General features: G+C 73.9%; 14 protein-coding genes. 9 read left to right on the plus strand and 5 right to left on the minus strand.

Going from position 1 to position 16,536, the window contains the following annotated elements; translation table 11 throughout:
- Window positions 1-96 precede the first annotated feature (96 nt).
- The 3 genes from OG295_RS14475 (at window position 97) to OG295_RS14485 (ending at window position 4,700) form a co-directional block, all read left to right on the plus strand.
- Entirely contained in the window at window positions 97-3,177 is a 3,081-nt protein-coding gene (locus OG295_RS14475; RefSeq protein WP_371677251.1) for a BTAD domain-containing putative transcriptional regulator, read from the plus strand.
- A 184-nt stretch (window positions 3,178-3,361) separates the two neighbouring features.
- A complete protein-coding gene (locus OG295_RS14480) occupies window positions 3,362-3,562 on the plus strand; it encodes a hypothetical protein (RefSeq protein WP_371677252.1) in 201 nt (66 codons plus the stop codon).
- Window positions 3,563-3,965: 403 nt separating this feature from the next.
- Window positions 3,966-4,700, plus strand: coding sequence for a class I SAM-dependent methyltransferase (locus OG295_RS14485; protein ID WP_371677253.1), 735 nt, complete (start codon window positions 3,966-3,968; stop codon window positions 4,698-4,700).
- On the opposite strand, the gene OG295_RS14490 is transcribed toward OG295_RS14485, so the two are convergent.
- Window positions 4,701-6,653 carry an exo-alpha-sialidase gene (locus tag OG295_RS14490; RefSeq protein ID WP_371677254.1) on the minus strand — a complete coding sequence of 651 codons (1,953 nt, stop codon included), beginning with the start codon at window positions 6,651-6,653 and terminating at the stop codon, window positions 4,701-4,703.
- 176 nt (window positions 6,654-6,829) lie between these two features.
- Here OG295_RS14490 and OG295_RS14495 point away from each other — a divergent pair, with 176 nt between their 5' ends.
- Entirely contained in the window at window positions 6,830-8,011 is a 1,182-nt protein-coding gene (locus tag OG295_RS14495; protein WP_371677255.1) for an alpha/beta hydrolase family protein, read from the plus strand.
- A gap of 67 nt (window positions 8,012-8,078) precedes the next feature.
- On the opposite strand, the gene OG295_RS14500 is transcribed toward OG295_RS14495, so the two are convergent.
- Complete coding sequence (locus OG295_RS14500; protein WP_371677256.1) at window positions 8,079-8,825, minus strand: hypothetical protein; 747 nt, start codon at window positions 8,823-8,825, stop codon at window positions 8,079-8,081.
- Between the two features lie 100 nt (window positions 8,826-8,925).
- The gene (locus OG295_RS14505) at window positions 8,926-10,674 is read right to left on the minus strand and encodes a FadD3 family acyl-CoA ligase (RefSeq protein WP_371677257.1); all 1,749 of its coding nucleotides are present in this window, start codon (window positions 10,672-10,674) and stop codon (window positions 8,926-8,928) included.
- A gap of 94 nt (window positions 10,675-10,768) precedes the next feature.
- Here OG295_RS14505 and OG295_RS14510 point away from each other — a divergent pair, with 94 nt between their 5' ends.
- From OG295_RS14510 to OG295_RS14520, 3 genes are read left to right on the plus strand one after another with little or no spacing between them, the layout of a single operon-like run.
- Window positions 10,769-11,920, plus strand: coding sequence for a lipid-transfer protein (locus OG295_RS14510; protein ID WP_371677258.1), 1,152 nt, complete (start codon window positions 10,769-10,771; stop codon window positions 11,918-11,920).
- Between the two features lie 10 nt (window positions 11,921-11,930).
- Window positions 11,931-12,383: a Zn-ribbon domain-containing OB-fold protein gene (locus OG295_RS14515; protein ID WP_371677259.1), complete on the plus strand. Its 453-nt coding sequence runs from the start codon at window positions 11,931-11,933 to the stop codon at window positions 12,381-12,383.
- Entirely contained in the window at window positions 12,380-13,156 is a 777-nt protein-coding gene (locus tag OG295_RS14520) for an enoyl-CoA hydratase/isomerase family protein (RefSeq protein ID WP_371677260.1), read from the plus strand. The genes OG295_RS14515 and OG295_RS14520 overlap by 4 nt, the downstream gene beginning before the upstream one ends.
- Here OG295_RS14520 and OG295_RS14525 read toward each other — a convergent pair whose 3' ends face one another.
- Complete coding sequence (locus OG295_RS14525; RefSeq protein WP_371677261.1) at window positions 13,157-13,801, minus strand: hypothetical protein; 645 nt, start codon at window positions 13,799-13,801, stop codon at window positions 13,157-13,159.
- A 271-nt stretch (window positions 13,802-14,072) separates the two neighbouring features.
- Between OG295_RS14525 and OG295_RS14530 the strand changes: the two genes are divergently transcribed.
- Entirely contained in the window at window positions 14,073-14,516 is a 444-nt protein-coding gene (locus tag OG295_RS14530; RefSeq protein WP_371677262.1) for an SRPBCC family protein, read from the plus strand.
- A 9-nt stretch (window positions 14,517-14,525) separates the two neighbouring features.
- On the opposite strand, the gene OG295_RS14535 is transcribed toward OG295_RS14530, so the two are convergent.
- Window positions 14,526-15,341: a methyltransferase domain-containing protein gene (locus tag OG295_RS14535; RefSeq protein ID WP_371677263.1), complete on the minus strand. Its 816-nt coding sequence runs from the start codon at window positions 15,339-15,341 to the stop codon at window positions 14,526-14,528.
- An 86-nt stretch (window positions 15,342-15,427) separates the two neighbouring features.
- Here OG295_RS14535 and OG295_RS14540 point away from each other — a divergent pair, with 86 nt between their 5' ends.
- The gene (locus OG295_RS14540; RefSeq protein ID WP_371677264.1) at window positions 15,428-16,156 is read left to right on the plus strand and encodes a GntR family transcriptional regulator; all 729 of its coding nucleotides are present in this window, start codon (window positions 15,428-15,430) and stop codon (window positions 16,154-16,156) included.
- Window positions 16,157-16,536 lie beyond the last annotated feature (380 nt).

The raw sequence follows: 16,536 nt of genomic DNA on the forward strand, positions 1-16,536 counted from the left end.
GTGACGAGGAGTGACCGCCTCCGCTGCGGGCTGACGTGTGCGTGCAAGACAGGGCAGACTGACCCTTAAACCGACGGAAGGCAGGGGGGACGACAGATGGACGGCATACCGGCCATCCCGCACCAGCGGAACCACCCCGAGGCAGCCCGGTCCCGGAACTCCGCCGACGTGCCCGCAGCCCCCGAGCCCCCCGCCCCTCCCGAGAACCCCCCGGCCCCGCACGCCCCGGCCCCGCACGCCGCGGAGCCCCCGCACGCCCCACGGCCCCCGGAGCCCTCCCCCGCCGACAACCGGTTCGCCGTCCTCGGCCCCGTCCGCGCCTGGCGCGGCCCCGAGGCGCTGCCCTCCGGCAGCCCCCAGCAGCGCGCCCTGCTCGCCGTACTGCTGCTGCGCGACGGCCGCACCGCGACCGCCCCCGAGCTGATCGACGCCATCTGGGGCGAGGACCCGCCCCCGCAGGCCCTGGCCACCATCCGCACGTACGCCTCCCGGCTGCGCAAGGTGCTCCACCCCGGGCTGCTCGTCAGCGACGCCGGCGGCTACGCGATCCGGCTGCGCCACCAGGAGGCCCTCGACCTCGGCATCGCCCGCAGCCTCGCCGCCGACGCCGAAACGGCCCGCTCCGCCGGCGACCGCGCGCTGGCCCGCACCCTCCTCGCCCGCGCCCTGGACCTCTGGGACGGCGAACCCCTCGCCGGGGTCCCCGGCCCGCACGCCGACACCGAGCGGACCCGCCTCGCCGAGTGGCGCCTCCAGCTGCTGGAGACCCGCCTCGACCTGGACCTGGAGGTCGGCCACCACGCCGAGGCCGTCTCCGAGCTCACCGCCCTCACCGCCGCCCACCCCCTGCGGGAGCGGCTGCGCGAACTGCTGATGCTGGCCCTGTACCGCAGCGGCCGCCAGGCCGAGGCCCTCGCCGTCTACGCCGACACCCGCCGTCTCCTCGCCGAGGAGCTGGGCGTCGACCCGCGGCCCGAACTCTCCGCCCTCCAGCAGCGCATCCTGAACGCCGACGCCGAGCTCGCCCGCGCCGAGGACCCCGCCACCGCCGCCGCCCCCGCACCCGTAAGGCCCGCGCAATTGCCCGCCACAGTCCCGGACTTCACCGGCCGCGCCCCCTTCGTCAGCGAGCTCGGGGAGATCCTCGCGGGCGCCGGGGGACAGGTCATGGCCGTCTCGGCGCTCGCGGGCATAGGCGGTGTCGGCAAGACCACCCTCGCCGTGCACGTCGCGCACGCCGCCCGGCCCCACTTCCCCGACGGCCAGCTCTACGCCGACCTCCAGGGCACCGACCCCCGCCCCGCGCAGCCCGAGGCCGTCCTCGGCTCCTTCCTGCGCGCCCTCGGCACCCCCGACAGCTCCATCCCCGACTCGGCCGCCGACCGGGCCGCCCTCTACCGCACGGTCCTCGACGGCCGCCGCGTCCTGGTGCTGCTCGACAACGCCCGCGACGCCGCCCAGGTCCGTCCGCTGCTGCCCGGCACCGCGGGCTGCGCCGCCCTCGTCACCAGCCGGGTCCGGATGTCGGGCCTCGCCGGGGCCCATCTCGTCGACCTCGACGTGATGAGCCCCGAGGAGGCCCTGCAGCTGTTCACCCGCATCGTCGGCGCCGAGCGGGTCGGCGCCGAACGCCAGGCCGCCCTCAACGTCGTCGGCGCCTGCGGGTTCCTGCCGCTCGCCATCCGCATCGCCGCCTCCCGGCTCGCCGCCCGCCGCACCTGGACCGTCTCCGTCCTCGCCGCCAAACTCGCCGACGAACGCCGCCGCCTCGACGAGCTCCAGGCCGGCGACCTCGCCGTCAAGGCCACCTTCGAGCTGGGCTACGGCCAGCTGGAGCCCGCCCAGCAACGCGCCTTCCGCCTCCTCGGCCTCGCCGACGGCCCCGACATCTCCCTCTCCGCCGCGGCCGCCGTCCTGGACCTGCCCGAGCACGACACCGAGGACCTCCTCGAAGCTTTAGTCGACTGCTCCCTGCTCGAATCGGCCGCGCCCGGCCGCTACCGCTTCCACGACCTCGTCCGCCTCTACGCGCGTGCCTGCGCCGAACGCGACGAGCAGCCCTCCCTGGGGCAGGACGCCGCCCTCGACCGGCTCCTCGACTTCTACCTGGCCACCGCCTCCCGGGTGTACGCGGTCGAGCGTCCCGGCGACCGGCTCCCGGCCCACCTCTCCCCCACCCGCCACCCCGGCCTGATCCTGACCGAACCCCGCGCCGCCCTGGACTGGCTGTTCGCCGAGGCCGACCCGCTGCTGGCCTGCGTACGGCAGGCGGCCGGGCGGCCAGCCGCGCTGCGCAGGGCCGTGGACCTGCTGTGGGCGGCCAAGGACCTCGCCGAGTCCGGCGCCAACTCCAAGCAGTACGAGTCCGCCGCGCTGACCCTGCGCGAGGCCGCGCGGGCGGCGAAGGACCCTCGGGCCGAGGGCCGCGCCCGGACCACGCTCACCATGGTCCACCTCGTCGCGGGCCGCTTCACCGAGGGCGACGAGGAGGCCCGCCAGGCCATGGACCTGGCCCGCGAGGCGGGCGACCCGCTGCCCAGCTGCTGGGCGCCCAACGACCGCGGGATCATCGCCCTCTACCAGGGCCGGCACCGGGACGGCGAGCGCTACCTGCTGGAGGCCATCGAGAAGTTCCGGGCCGACGCGAACGTCATCGGCGAGGCCAGCGCCCTGTGCAACCTGTCCCGGATCCACGTCGAGCTGGGCCGCCTGCCCAGCGCCATCGACCTGGCGCAGCAGGGCATCGCCATCTACGACCGGATGGGCCTGACCCTGCGCCTGGCCAACGGCCGCTACGCGCTGGGCATCGCGCTGACCCAGGCCGGACGGCTGCGGGAGGCGCTGACGCAGCTCGGGGAGGCGCTGTCGCTGTTCCACGACAACCGCCAGCCCCTGTGGGAGGGCGTGACGCACTTCCGGCTGGCCGAGGCGCACCTGGCGGCCCGGCGGCCCACCCTGGCCGCCAAGCACGCCGAACAGGCGATCGCGCTGCGCGGGATCGGCGGGGAGTGGCGCCGGGCGACGGTACTGACCGTGCTGGGCAAGGCGCTGCGGCGGCTCGGCCAGCCGGACCGGGCGCAGGCCTGCTGGCGGGACGCGGAGACGGTGTTCACGCAGCTGGGCTCGTCCGAACTGGCCGAGGTTCAGGCCCTGCTGGCGGCGGAGCTGGCCGCCTGACGAGGGCGGATGCGGGTCCCGGTCCGGATGGACGGCCGCGTTCATCGTTCGTTTATCGCCACCCGCCACGATGGATGCATCGACCCGGTGCATCGGGGGACGCCCGGGCCGGCTGGAGGACTACCCGTTCGGCGGTCCGCGGGGGAATCGCCGAACGGGCCCGACTCATCCATCAGGAGATCCGATGACGACGAACGAGAACAGCCTGCCGCTCGACGGCGACATCAGACCGCTCGACAACCACGCTTCGGGCGTCGAGATCAATCCTCTGGATCCGCTCGACCCTCCGGCCCCGAAGCAGCCGGGTGAGAAGCCGCTCGACAACCACGCCTCGGGCGAGGAGATCGTGACGCTGGACAACCACGCGTCCGGCTCCCTCCCGTAGCACCACCGGCCTTCGGGCCGCACGGCACGACGTACGGGGGAAACGTACGGGGGACCCGCGGGCGGGCGTACAGGGGGAACGTACGGGGGCCGCTCGCGGGACGTACGGGGGAAGTACGGGGGAAGTACGGGGGATCCTCCCCCGGGGGAACGTACGGGGGACGTACGGGGGACCCGCGGGGGAAGACGTACGGGGGAGCAACACGGGGGAACGGCGGCCGCGGTGGCCAGGAGGGGGACCACCGCGGCCGTCGCACGCCCGCGTCCGGGCGCGGTACCGGGCCGGCCGGGGTCCGGGCCGGAAGGGATGATTCCTGCCGCACGGCGACAGAAGACCACTTCCGGGACGGCCGGACCCTCCCGGAAACCGGCCCCCGCGGCCCGCCGGTGACTACGCTGGCAGCGTGTTCACCTCCCAGGGCCCGAGCCTGCGCGAACTGGCCGTCCAGGCCCTCTCCTCCGTCGAGCACGGCTACGACCTGCTCGCCCCGAAGTTCGACCACACCCCGTTCCGCACCCCGGACCGGATGCTCGACGCCGTCGAGGAGGCCCTCGCCCAGCGGGAGGGTTCCTTCTCCGACGGCCTCGACCTGTGCTGCGGCACCGGCGCGGGCCTGCCGATGCTGCGCCGCCTGTGCCGGGAGCGGGTCACCGGGGTCGACCTCAGCGCGGGCATGCTCGCCGAGGCCGCGCGTCGGCACCCCGAGGGGGTGGACCTCCTGCGGGGCGATGCGCTGGCGCTGCCGGAGGCGCTCACGGACTCGTACGACCTGGCGGTGAGCTTCGGGGCCTTCGGGCACTTCCTGCCGGCCGAGCGGCCCGCCCTGTTCGCGGGCGTGCACCGGGCGCTGCGGCCCGGAGGGGTCTTCGCCTTCCCCGTGGGCGCCCCGATCCCGCTCTCCTCGCCCCTGTGGTGGGCGGTGGCCGGGTTCGACGCGGCGATGCGGGTGCGCAACGCCGTCTGGCGGCCGCCCTTCGTCATGTACTACCGCACCTTCCCGCTGGGCCCCGTCCGCGCGGACCTGGCGGCGGCGGGCTTCGGTGTGGAGACGGTCCCGCTGGAGCACTTCGGGTACCGGGAGGACGGCAGCCCGCGCTGGCGGCTGCTGCTGGCCCGGAAGTCCGGCCCGGCCGGCTGATCACCGGATCGTGTCGAAGGCGAGCCGGACCCGCTCCTGGTCGGTGACGTCGCTGCCGTCGCGCAGCCGGGCCGTGTCGTTGCCGGACAGGGCCCGCCCGTAGATCCGTACGTCGTCCAGGGCGCCCGCGTAGAAGGCCTTGTAGTCGGGCTGCGTGCCGATGTGGATCGTGAAGGCTCCGGTGGGCCGGAAGTCGGGCCGGCCGGGGCCCAGCGGCGCGGTGGCGGCCCGTCCGCCGTCCACGGACAGTTCGAGGCGGTCGCCCTTGCGCTGGAAGACCACGTGGTGCCAGGCGTCGTCGTCGGTCCGGATCGCGGCGGCCACGGAGACGGGTCCCGTCCCGTCGTTGGCGGTGGCTTCGAGGCGGCCGGTCTCCGGGTCGGCCTCGATGCGCAGCTGTCTGGCGGTCGGGCCCTGGCCGTAGGCCCACAGCAGCGGCTGGCGCAGGCCGCTCTCCCGGTCCTGGCCGCGGGTCTTGTACTTGACCCAGGTGGCGACGGCGAAGTCCCCGTCCCCCACGCGCAGTGCCTCCGGGCAGTCGGTGAGGCGCAGGAAGTCGTCCTTGCCGTCGAAGCGCATGGTCTTCCCGCCGTCCGGCCGGTTGCCGAGGCGGGGCGCGCCGTGGACGACGGCGTCGTGGTGGCCCGCGCTGGTGTCGGGGGTGTGCCGGGGGGTGAGGTCCTCGGCGGCGGCGCGCAGTTCCTGGGGGCCGAAGGCGGTGAACTTGATGTAGCCGTGCGGGGTGCCGTTGGCGGTCTCGTAGAGCATGCCGATCCGGCCGCCGGGCAGGACGGCCATGTCGGAGTAGCCGGCGCGTTCGCGCAGGACGACGGCGCCGCTCTTGGACCAGGTGCGTCCGCCGTCCTCGGAGGTGCGTACGGCCAGGGTCCAGCGGTCGGAGAACTCGGCTCCGGGACGGCTGGGCGCCGACAGCAGGAGGGGGCCGCCGGGCAGCTGGAGGAGGGATCCGGAGGCGGGCGGTGCGATCAGCCCGGTGACGGGTGCGAAGCCGGGGGCGGGGAAGGCGGGGGCGGCGGCGTCGTCGACGAGGGCGGCGATGCGGTGGTCGTCGGTGCCGCAGGTGGCGGTGGAGCGGGCGTTGACGTAGATCCGGCCGTCGGGGAGCTGGGTGAGGGCGGGCTCGTTGGGGGCGGGGGTGCCTTCGGGGGCGCCCCAGCGGGCGCCGGCCTGCCAGGTGACGCCGCCGTCGTCGCTGTAGAGGAGCTGGGCTCCGGATTCGTTGGACTCGGTGCGGTAGTCGGCGCCGACGACGAGCCGGCCGGGGCGGTCGGGGCGGGTCGGGGTGAGCTGGATGCCGTGGCCGGGGCCGACCGAGACCCAGGCCCAGTCGGCGCCCTTGAGCTGGGGCTGGGGGGCGGGTTCGGAGGTCCAGTGGGCGCCGTCGTCGGTGCTGTGGGCCAGGCGCAGTTCGCGGGGGCCGCGGACGCGGTTGCCGGCGGCGTCGGGGGCCCAGGTGCTGTAGGCGTAGAGGAGGGAGATCCGCCCGGAGGAGGAGTCGACGACGGGGGCGGGGTTGCCGTAGGCGCCGGGATCGCCGGTGCCGCGGATGATCTCCATCGGGCCCCAGGTGCGGCCTTCGTCGGTGGAGCGCTTCATGACGAGGTCGATGTCGCCGATGTCGTTGCAACTCGCGGTGCGGGCCTCGGCGATGGCCAGCAGGGTGCCGTCCTTGGTGGTGGTGAGGGTGGGGATGCGGTAGCAGTCGTAGCCCTCGGTGAAGGCGCTGAAGGGCGCGGACACGGCGGCGGTCAGCCCGCGGCGGCCGCCCCCGCCGCCGTCGCCGTCGTCGCCCGGACCGTCAGGGCCGGCGGGCGTGCCGGGCAGGAGGGCGAGGAGCAGGACCACGGCGAGGGCGGCGACGGCCCCGGCCGCCGCCCACAGCCGGGCCCGGGGACCTCGGGGAAATCGGACAACCGGCTGGTTCGCGCTCACCCGTGCAGGCTAACGCGGGTGCGATCACCACAACCGCCCCGGGGATGTCACCCCGGGGATGTACGGCCGGTACGGACGTAGATCCACAGGCTGATGGCAGACGCGCCCGCCCGCCCTAGCGTTCGAGGTGTCGGCCCGGACCGGGCCGGACTCCACGGAACACGGACGGAGAGAACGTGAAGCGACGCTCGTTCCTGGCGGGCGCGGCCGTGGCCGCCGCCCTGGCCGGCACCCTCGGCACCACCACCGCCCACGCCGACACCCGGGCCGACACCCGGGCCGGCACCCGGGGCGGCACCCTCGCGGCACAACCGGCTTCGGGCGCTCCGGCGTTGCCCGCGCCCTCCGGGCACCAGCCGGTCGGCAGGACCACGGTCCACCTGAAGGACGAGGGCCGGCCCGACCCGTGGGTTCCCTCGGAGAAGCGGGAGCTGATGGTCTCCCTCTGGTACCCGGCCGTCGCCCCCTCGGGCACGCCCGCGCCGTACATGACGTCCGGGGAGTCCGAGCGGTACGTCGAGGCCGGTCGACTGGGCGTGCCGAAGGACCTGTTCACCACGGTGGTGACCCACGCGTCGGCCGACGCCCGGCCGGAGCGGGTGCGCGGCGGGCTGCCCCTGGTCATCCTGTCCCCGGGCTTCGGCATGCCGCGCGCCACCCTGACGGGCCTGGCCGAGGAGCTCGCGAGCCGCGGCTACGCCGTCGCCGGGATCGGGCACAACTACGAGGCCGACGGCATCACCTTCCCCGACGGCCACACGACCTCCTGCGTGGCGTGCGAGGAGAAGGACCGGGACAAGGTCTTCGAGAAGGCCGGCGCCGTCCGCGCCGAGGACATCTCCTTCGTGATCGACGAGCTGACCGGGAAGCGGGCGGCCCGGGACCACGGCGTGGCCCTCGACCCCGGCCGGATCGCCGTCGTCGGGCACTCGGCCGGCGGTTTCAGCACCGTCCCGGCCATGCTGAAGGACCCCCGGGTCAAGGCGGGGGTCAACATGGACGGCAACTTCCGCTACCCGGACCACGAGACGCCCGTGAACCGGCCGCTCCTGATGCTGGGCAACCCCGGCCACGTACCCGGCGGCGGCGACCCGACCTGGGACAGCACCTGGAAGCAGTTCACCGGCTGGAAGCGCTGGCTGAGCGTCGACGGCACCGAGCACCTGTCCTTCACCGACCTGGCTCCGCTGGCCAAGCAGCTCGGCAGGCCCCTCCAGGCGCTGGACGGCGACCGCGCCGACACCATCACCAGGTCCTACGTGACCGCCTTCGTCGACACCCACCTGCGCGGGCGCGGCGCACCGCTGCTGGACGGTCCGGCAGCCGCCTTCCCGGAGGTCCGCTTCCACCGGCCGTAGGCCGGGTACGCCGCCGCCCGGCGGACCCCGGTCTCCGCCCCGGCCCCGGTCTCCGCCCCGGCCGTGGTCACCGGCCCCAGACGACGACGTCGAACGTGCCGTTGGTGTCGCCGCCCCCGCCGCCGAACTGCTTGACGGTCAGCCGGACGACCCGGCCCTCCTTCGTCTTGCCGCAGAAGACCCTGCCGGTCTTGAGGTCCATGTCCTTCGTGGTCCCCAGCGTGTCGACGACACCGGCGCAGTCCTCGTACGAGGGTGTCTTCGACGAGTCCTCCCACACCAGCGCCTTGGCCCCGCCCTCGGGGCGCAGCCGCTGGTTTCCGAACGAGAAGACGGAGAAGTCGTTGTCGCTGTTGACCTCGGACTCCACCGGCGGCGCCACGTCCAGGTCCTTGGGCTTCGCGTACTCGATCGCGAGGGCGCCCTCCCACTGGACCGTGCCGGGCGGCTTCCCGGAGGGGGTCCGGGGGGCCGACGCCGCCGGGGACGGCGAGGACTGCGGCGGGGCGGGGTCCGACGGGCCGGCCGCGCCGGCCGGGGTCTGCGCCCCGGGCGTGGCGGCGGTCACGGCCGGGGCCTTCGCGGCGGGGGCCGGGCTGTTGCCGCCGGCCGCCAGGTAGGTGCCGACGACGCCGATCACGGCAGCCACCAGGGTGGCTCCCGCGCCGATCCAGGCGCCCCGGTGCGAGGAGGCGCTCGGCGGAGTGACGGGCGGGGCCGCCGGCGGCGGGCCGCCGGGAGCTCCGTACGCCGGACCGGACGGCGGGTACCCCGGAGGTGTCGGCCAGCCCTGACGGGGTTCTTCGCTGTTCATCCTGCCCATCCTCATACGATGTGATCTTCGAGGGGACAGGGTACTGACGAATCCTGAAGAGCTGTCATGACCGTTTCAGAACCGCCGAGTCGGGTGCCTCCTACACCGGTCGGCGGCGGGAGCGGAGTTCGGTCTTGAGGACCTTGCCGCTCGCGTTGCGCGGCAGGTCCGCGACGAATTCCACCTCCCTCGGCACCTTGTAGTTGGCCATCTCCCGGCGGGACCAGGCGATCAGGTCGTCGGCGGTGAGGGTGGAGCCGGGGCGCCGGACCGCGTACGCCTTGCCGACCTCGCCGAGGCGGGGATCGGGGATGCCGACGACGGCGACGTCGGCGACGTCCGGGTGCAGACCGAGGAGCTGCTCGATCTCGGCGGGGTAGGCGTTGAAGCCGCCGACGATGAACATGTCCTTGATCCGGTCGGTGATGCGGAGGTTGCCGTCCGCGTCGAGGACGCCCACGTCGCCGGTACGCAGCCAGCCGTCGGGGGTGATGGCGCCGGCGGTGCCGTCCGGGTCCTCGAAGTAGCCCCGCATCACGTGGTGTCCGCCGACCCACACCTCGCCGGGGGTGCCGACGGGCCGTGGGGTGCCGTCGGGGGCGGCGATCCGCAGGCGGGTGTCGGGGATGGGGCGTCCGGAGGTCTCGGAGACCACCTCGGCCGGGTCGCCCCGGCGGCACATGGTGACGATGCCGCTGGCCTCGGAGAGCCCGTAGGCGGTGAGCACGGTGGCGATGTGCAGTTCGGCGCGGAGCCGCTCGACGAGCCGGAGGGGGACGACGGCCGCCCCGGTGACGACCAGGCGCAGGGCCGACAGGTCGTGGTGGTCGCGCTGGGGGTGGTCGAGGAGGGACTGGTGGAGGGTGGGCGGGCCGGGGAGTACGGAGATCCGCTCGGCGGCGACGTTGGCGAGGACGGTGTCCACGTTGAAGACGGGCTGCGGGACCATCGTGGCGCCGCGCATCAGGCAGGCGATGATCCCGGCCTTGTAGCCGAAGGTGTGGAAGAACGGGTTCACGATGAGGTAGCGGTCGCCCTCACGGAGGCCTGCGAGTTCGCTCCAGACGGCGTAGCAGCGCAGGGTCTGGGCGTGGGTGATGACGGCGCCCTTGGGGCTGCCGGTGGTGCCCGAGGTGTAGATGATGTCGGAGGGGGCGTCGGACGGTATCGCCTCGGCGCGGGCGCGGACGGCCTCGGCGGGGACGGCGTCGCCGGCGGCGAGGAAGTCCTTCCAGGTGCGGAAGTCCTCGGGGGCGTCGTCGGCCAGGACCACGACCTGTTCCAGGTGCGGCAGGCCGGGCAGGGGTCCGGTGCCGGTGCCTTCGGCGGCGGCGCGGCGCAGGGAGGCCACGTAGGAGGTGCCGAGGAAGGTGCCGGTGACGAAGAGCAGGCGGGCGCGGCTGCGCTGGAGCACGTAGGCGGCTTCAGCGCCCTTGAAGCGGGTGTTGAGGGGGACGAGCACCGCTCCCGCGCTGACGGCGCCGAGGGCGGAGACGATCCAGTCGAGGGTGTTGGGCGCCCAGACGGCGACGCGGTCGCCGGGTTCGACGCCGGCGGCGAGGCAGGCGGCGGCTGCGCGCTCTACCCGTTCGCCGAGCTGGGCGTAGTCGAGGCGCAGGCGTCCGTCGACGACGGCCTCCCGGTCGCCGTAGCGGGTGGCGGCGTCCCGGACGAGGCCGGCGATGGTGCCCCAGCGGAGGTCGCCGCGGGGGTCGGGGACGTCGACGTGACGCCCTCCCCCGGCGTCCGCCGCCTCCCCCGCCCCGGCCCCGACCCCGACCGCCTCCGCCGCCCCGGCTCCGGCCCCCCGGTCGTGCCCGCACCCCTCCGCACCCGCGACTTCGCCCATCGCCCGCCCCTCCCCGCGATCCCAGTAGCTGACTATCCGTCAGATTAGCTGTAGCCTTCGCGGCTGTCAGTACTGGCACACCCCGGAGGTGGCGATGGCGGCAACGCTCAAGGACGCTACGGCAATCGTCGGCATCGGCCAGACCGCCTTTGCCAAACAACTGCCCCAGTCCGAAAAGGAATTGGCCTGCCGCGCCATCCTCGCGGCGCTCGCCGACGCCGGCATCGCCCCCGCCGAGGTGGACGCCTTCGCCTCCTACACCATGGAGGAGACCGACGAGGTCGAGGTCGCCAAGGCGATAGGCGCCGGCGACGTCACCTTCTTCTCCAAGGTCGGCTACGGCGGCGGCGGCTCCTGCGCCACCGTCGGCCACCTCGCCGCCGCCGTCGCCACCGGCCAGGCCACCGTCGGCGTCGCCTGGCGCTCCCGCAAGCGCGGCTCCGGCCCCCGCCCCTGGAAGAACACCGCCGTCCAGCTCCCCACCCCCGGCCAGTGGACCCGCCCCTTCGGCCTGCTGCGCCCCGCCGACGAGATCGCCATGCTGGCCCGCCGCTACATGCACGAGTACGGCGCCACCCGCGACCACCTCTTCAACGTGGCGATGGCCTGCCGCAACCGGGCCAACGAGAACCCGGCCGCGATGATGTACGAGCGCCCGCTGACCCGCGAGATGTACATGACCTCCCGCATGATCAGCGAGCCGCTCTGCCTCTTCGACAACTGCCTGGAGACGGACGGCGCCCTGGCCTGCGTGATCGTCTCCGCCGAGCGGGCCCGCGACTGCCGCCAGAAGCCCGTCTACGTGCACTCCGTCGCCCAGGGCCTGCCCGCCCAGCACCACGGGATGGTCAACTACTGGAACGACGACCCCCTCTCCGGCCCCGCCTGGACCGCCGCCCGCCACCTGTGGAAGCAGGCCGACTTCGGCCCCCAGGACATCGACGTCGCCCAGATCTACGACGCCTTCACCCCCCTGATCCCGCTCTCCCTGGAGGGCTACGGCTTCTGCGGACGCGGCGAGGGCGCGGCCTTCACCGAGGGCGGCGCCCTGGAGATGGGCGGCCGGCTCCCGATCAACACCGGCGGCGGCGGCCTCTCCGAGGCGTACGTGCACGGATTCAACCTGATCAACGAGGGCGTCAAGCAGCTGCGCGGCATCTCCACCGCCCAGGTGCCGGACGCCGCGACCTGCCTGGTGACGGCGGGCGAGGGTGTCCCGACGTCCGCGATCCTGCTGCGAGCCTGAGGAGCCGACCATGACGACGACCGCGCCCGCTGACGGGCTGCTCCTGCCCGTCCCCGACGAGGACGGCGCCCCCTTCTGGGAGTACGCCGCCCGGGGCGAACTCCGCGTCCAGGCCTGCGCCGCCTGCGGCCGCCTGCGGTTCCCGCCCCGCCCCTGCTGCCCGCACTGCCAGTCCTTCGAGAGCGAGTGGCGCCCGATGAGCGGGCGGGGCCGGATCTGGTCCTACGTACGGCCGCACCCCCCGCTGCTGCCCGCGTACGCCGCGCAGGCCCCGTACAACGTCATCCTCGTGGAGCTCGCCGAGGCCCCCGGGATCCGGCTCGCCGGGAACCTGGTCACCTCCGCCGACGCACCGCTGGACTCGGTGGACCCGGCCCGGCTGCGCATCGGGGCCAGGGTCCAGGTCGTCTTCGCCGAGACGGGCGGGGTGACCGTGCCGCGCTGGATCCTGGAGAAGGCGTGACGGTACGCGTGGAGCGGGAGAAGGAGGCCGGGGTCGCCGTCGTCACCCTGGACCGCGAGCACCGGCACAACGCCATCGACCTCGACACGGCCGCCGAACTGGTGGCGGTGTGGCGGGAGTTCCGCTCGGACGAGGACGTACGGGCGGTGGTGCTCACCGGTGCGGGGACGGCCGCGTTCTGCACCGGCATCGACCGCTCGGCGCGCGTGCCGCAGCCCGCCTCCCCGTACTCGGTGGACGACCCGCTGCTCACCATCGGGCCGAAGGCCTGCGACCTGTGGAAGCCGGTGATCGCCGCGGTCAACGGCATGGCCTGCGGCGGGGCCTTCTACCTGCTGGGCGAGGCGGAGTTCATCGTGTCCTCCACCGCGGCCACCTACTTCGACCCGCACACCTCCTACGGGATGGTCAGCGCCTACGAAGCCGTGTACATGGCGCAGCGGATGCCCTTCGGGGAGGCCGCCCGGATGTCCCTGATGGGCACGGCGGAACGGCTCTCCGCGCGGCGGGCCCACGAGATCGGCCTCGTCTCGGAGCTGGCGGAGCCTGGGGAGCTGCTGGAGGCGGCGCTGCGGTCGGCGCGGACGCTGGCCGGGTTCCCGACGGAGGCCGTACAGGGGACGGTGCGGGCGCTGTGGTCGGCGAAGCGGGCCGCACTGGCGCAGGCCCTGGACCAGGCGCCGGCGCTGATCGCCCTGGGGAACCTGTCGCCGGAGCGGCAGGCCGAGCTCTTCGGGTCCCGGCGGGCGGGGGCGGGGTTCCGGCTGCGCTGATCAGGGGCGGGTGGTGGCGTCGGTCTTGCCGGTGACCTTCCGCGTGGGCTTCGGGGTGGGCTTGGAGCCGGGCTTGACCGGGCCGGACACGGAGGTGGGCGTGGGGCCGGGCGTGGCGCTCGGGTCCGCGACGACGTGCACGGAGCTGATCCGGCACGCCGCGACGGCGCCGGCCCGGGCCGGGTTCTTCATGGCGATGACGGTCGTACCGGTCCCGCGCGCCTTCAGGGTGATCCTGCCGGTGGCCGTCTCGATGACGGCGCCGCCCGCTTCCTCGCGGTACATCGACACCTCGAAGGTGGCCGCCCGGTCGAGCAGGGAGGTCACCTCGATGGTGGTGGACGGCTGGGTCACGTCACCGCAGGAGATCAGGGTGGTCGTGGCGGGGGGTCCGGTGGGCGAGGCCGAGGCGGCCGGGGTGGCGTCGGTGCCGCCGCCGTAGCTCTTCTTGCCGGTGGTCTTGCCGGTGGTCTTGCCGCTGGTCTTGCTGCCGCTCTTGCCGTCACCGGAGCTCTTCGAGCTGGAGCAGCCGCCCCCGCCGCTGTTGCCACTGCTCCCGCCATGGGTGGAGAACCCGGTCAGGCTCAGGACCACCACCGCGAGCACCGTGCCGAACCTGATGCGGCGCGCCGTTCCAGCCAGCATGACGTGGACACTCCCCCTGAGACCGATGGCGGGTCACGCTATCAAGCCCGGACGGGAACGGTTCGAACGCCCGCCCGACGTATCGGCACACACCCACCCCAGAACCGGAGCGCCTTTCTCCACTCTCTGCGCCACCAGCGAAGACGCCCCCGAGAGGCTCCTCCCCACCCCGGAAACCGTGGTTCCATCCCGGGACACCCGAACCCGGCGGCACCCGCACCACCCCGCGTCCCTTCGGTGAGCACCGACCACCACGAGGAGCACGGCACCAGTGCGCACCATCGCCACCGAGATCACCATCGACGCGACGCCCGAAGAGGTCTGGGCGACCCTGATCGACCTGCCCCGCTACTGCGTCTGGAACCCGTACATCCGCCAGGCCGTCGGCGAGGTGGTGCCCGGCGCCCGGCTGGAGCTGACGGGGTACCCGGAATCGGGCAGGCCGACCACCTTCCGGCCGACCGTCCTGCTGGTCGCGCGCAACGTCGAGTTCCGCTGGGCCCGCCGCCTCCCGGTCCGGGGGCTCTTCGACCGCCAGCACTACTTCCGCCTCGCCGAGGGCCCGAACCGCAGCACCCGCCTGGAACACGGCGAACGCTTCCGCGGCCTCCTCGTCCCCTTCCGCACCAAGACCCTGAACTCCACCGCCCGCAACCTCACGACGATGAACGAGGCCCTGCGCACCCGCGCCGAATCGGCCCGCAGCACCCCGTAACGGCGACGGCTACGCCACCGTGGCCACGGCGAGCATGTGCGAGCTCGCGGCGAGCAGGTCGGGGTGGGGCTCGGCCAGGCGCGCGGCGGTCAGGGCCGCGTCGAACAGCTTCGATCCGGCCAGGCCGTCCCCGCTGTGCTGTTCGGCCGCCTTCAGCGCGGACCAGGCCGGGCCCTCGACGCCGTACACGACCGGCGTCCGGAGTCCGGCCTCGCGCATCTCCCCGTGCAGGCTCTCGCCGGTGTGGAAGTAGGCGCTGGTGAAGCCCTTGCGGCCCGCTTCGTGGATCCCGCTCGCGAGGACGTCGGCGACGGCGTCCCGTACCGCGTCGATCGCCAGCCTGGTGGTGGCGACGTGCTCGAAGAGAGACGCGTAGCGGCCGATGGCGGCGGCCGCCACGGTCCCGCCGGGCCGTACGACGCGGGCGGCCTCGCGCAGCGCCCGGATCCGGTCGCCGTGGTCGATCAGGTGGTACAGCGGGCCCAGCACGAGCGCGACGTCGTAGGTGTCGTCATCGGCGGTCAGCGCACGGGCGTCGCCGATGACGCTGCGCAACCCTGCGGCCGTGGCCTCCTCGACGTGCCGCGGCACCGGGTCGACGAGGTCGACGGCGTACCCGTCCTCGACCAGCCACCGGGCGTGCGCGCCGGGGCCTGCCCCGATGTCGATGATCCGGGCGGGTGCGGCGGGGAGATGACGCCTCAGGAGTTCTTGGGTACGGACCATTTCGAGCACTCCGTCCGCACTGGTGCTCAGCCGGTCGGATTCGTCGATCGTCTCGCTGTAGAAGGCGATGATCTCTGGGCCAACGGAGTAGGGAGGCATGTCCCGATTCTCGACGCTGGCCGCAAGGCGCGGTACCCCCTAGCCTGACCGGTCAACCGGTTGGCCCTTCGCATCGAGGAACGCACATGCCTCTTCTGAAGTACGAACACATCGCGGAAAGCCTGCGACGCCGGGTCGCTGACGGCGAGTTCGGTCCCGGGGACCTCCTCCCGTCCAGCCGTGACCTGTGCGAGCAGTGGGCGGTCTCGCGGGCGACGGCCATCAAGGCCATGGAGGTGTTGCGAGCCGATGGGCTCGTGGTGCCGCACCAGGGCCGCGGATTCGTCGTGACGCAGGCGCCGCTGGCCCGGCCTGCGGGCGGCCGGGGCACGGGAACCAGCCGGCTCCAGGGAGCCGCCCCGTACCGTCGGCTCGGTACGCCGGAGATGCTGGTGCCGCCGTCCCACGTCGCCGATGCCCTCGGTCTGGCACCGGGCCTGCGGGCCCTGCACCGGGCCCGGCTGATCCTCACCGAGGACGGCGGGCCGCATTCGCACGTGGCCGCCTGGTTCGCGCCGGAGATCGCGGACGCCTGCCCGCGCCTGCACCAGAACGGGCCGATCGCCGAAGGCACGACCCACTACGTGCGCCGCTCCACGGGACGGCTGCCGGTCAGCGGGACCGATACGACGTCGGTGCGCCTGGCGACGACCGCGGAGGCGGAACTCCTTCAGGTGAAACGCCCCTGCGCCGTCGCGGTGGTCCTGCACACCGCCCATGACGCAGCAGGAGGGGTCCTGGTCTGCGAGGAAGGCGTCACTCCGGAGGGCCTGTGGGAGCGCACGGACAACTATGCGATGGGCCAGGGGGGTTGACTGGACCGGTCCACCGGTCCAATCTCTCGATGCACGGATAAACCCCCGCGACCGCGCCAACGGTCCGGGGGCATGGCCAGCGCTTCGAAGGAGCGTCAGCATGGAGAATTTTATCGGTTTACCGGTGGGGCACGTCGAAGTGGTACGGCGATGGCGGCGCGAGACGCGGTGCGTACCGCTGGCACGGGCCGAGCTCCGCAAGGCTCTGGCCGCCTGGGGACTCTCCGAGCTGGAGGGAGATGCGCTGCTGGTGGCGTCCGAACTGCTCACCAACGCGGTACGGCATGCCACCACACCGCGGGACCGGGAGATCGAGACCCGTTACGTGCGGCGGAGCGACGGAGTACCACGACCGGATGCCGGGAGGGCGGCATCCGCGG

This window comes from Streptomyces sp. NBC_01276 (assembly GCF_041435355.1).
Classification (GTDB): domain Bacteria; phylum Actinomycetota; class Actinomycetes; order Streptomycetales; family Streptomycetaceae; genus Streptomyces.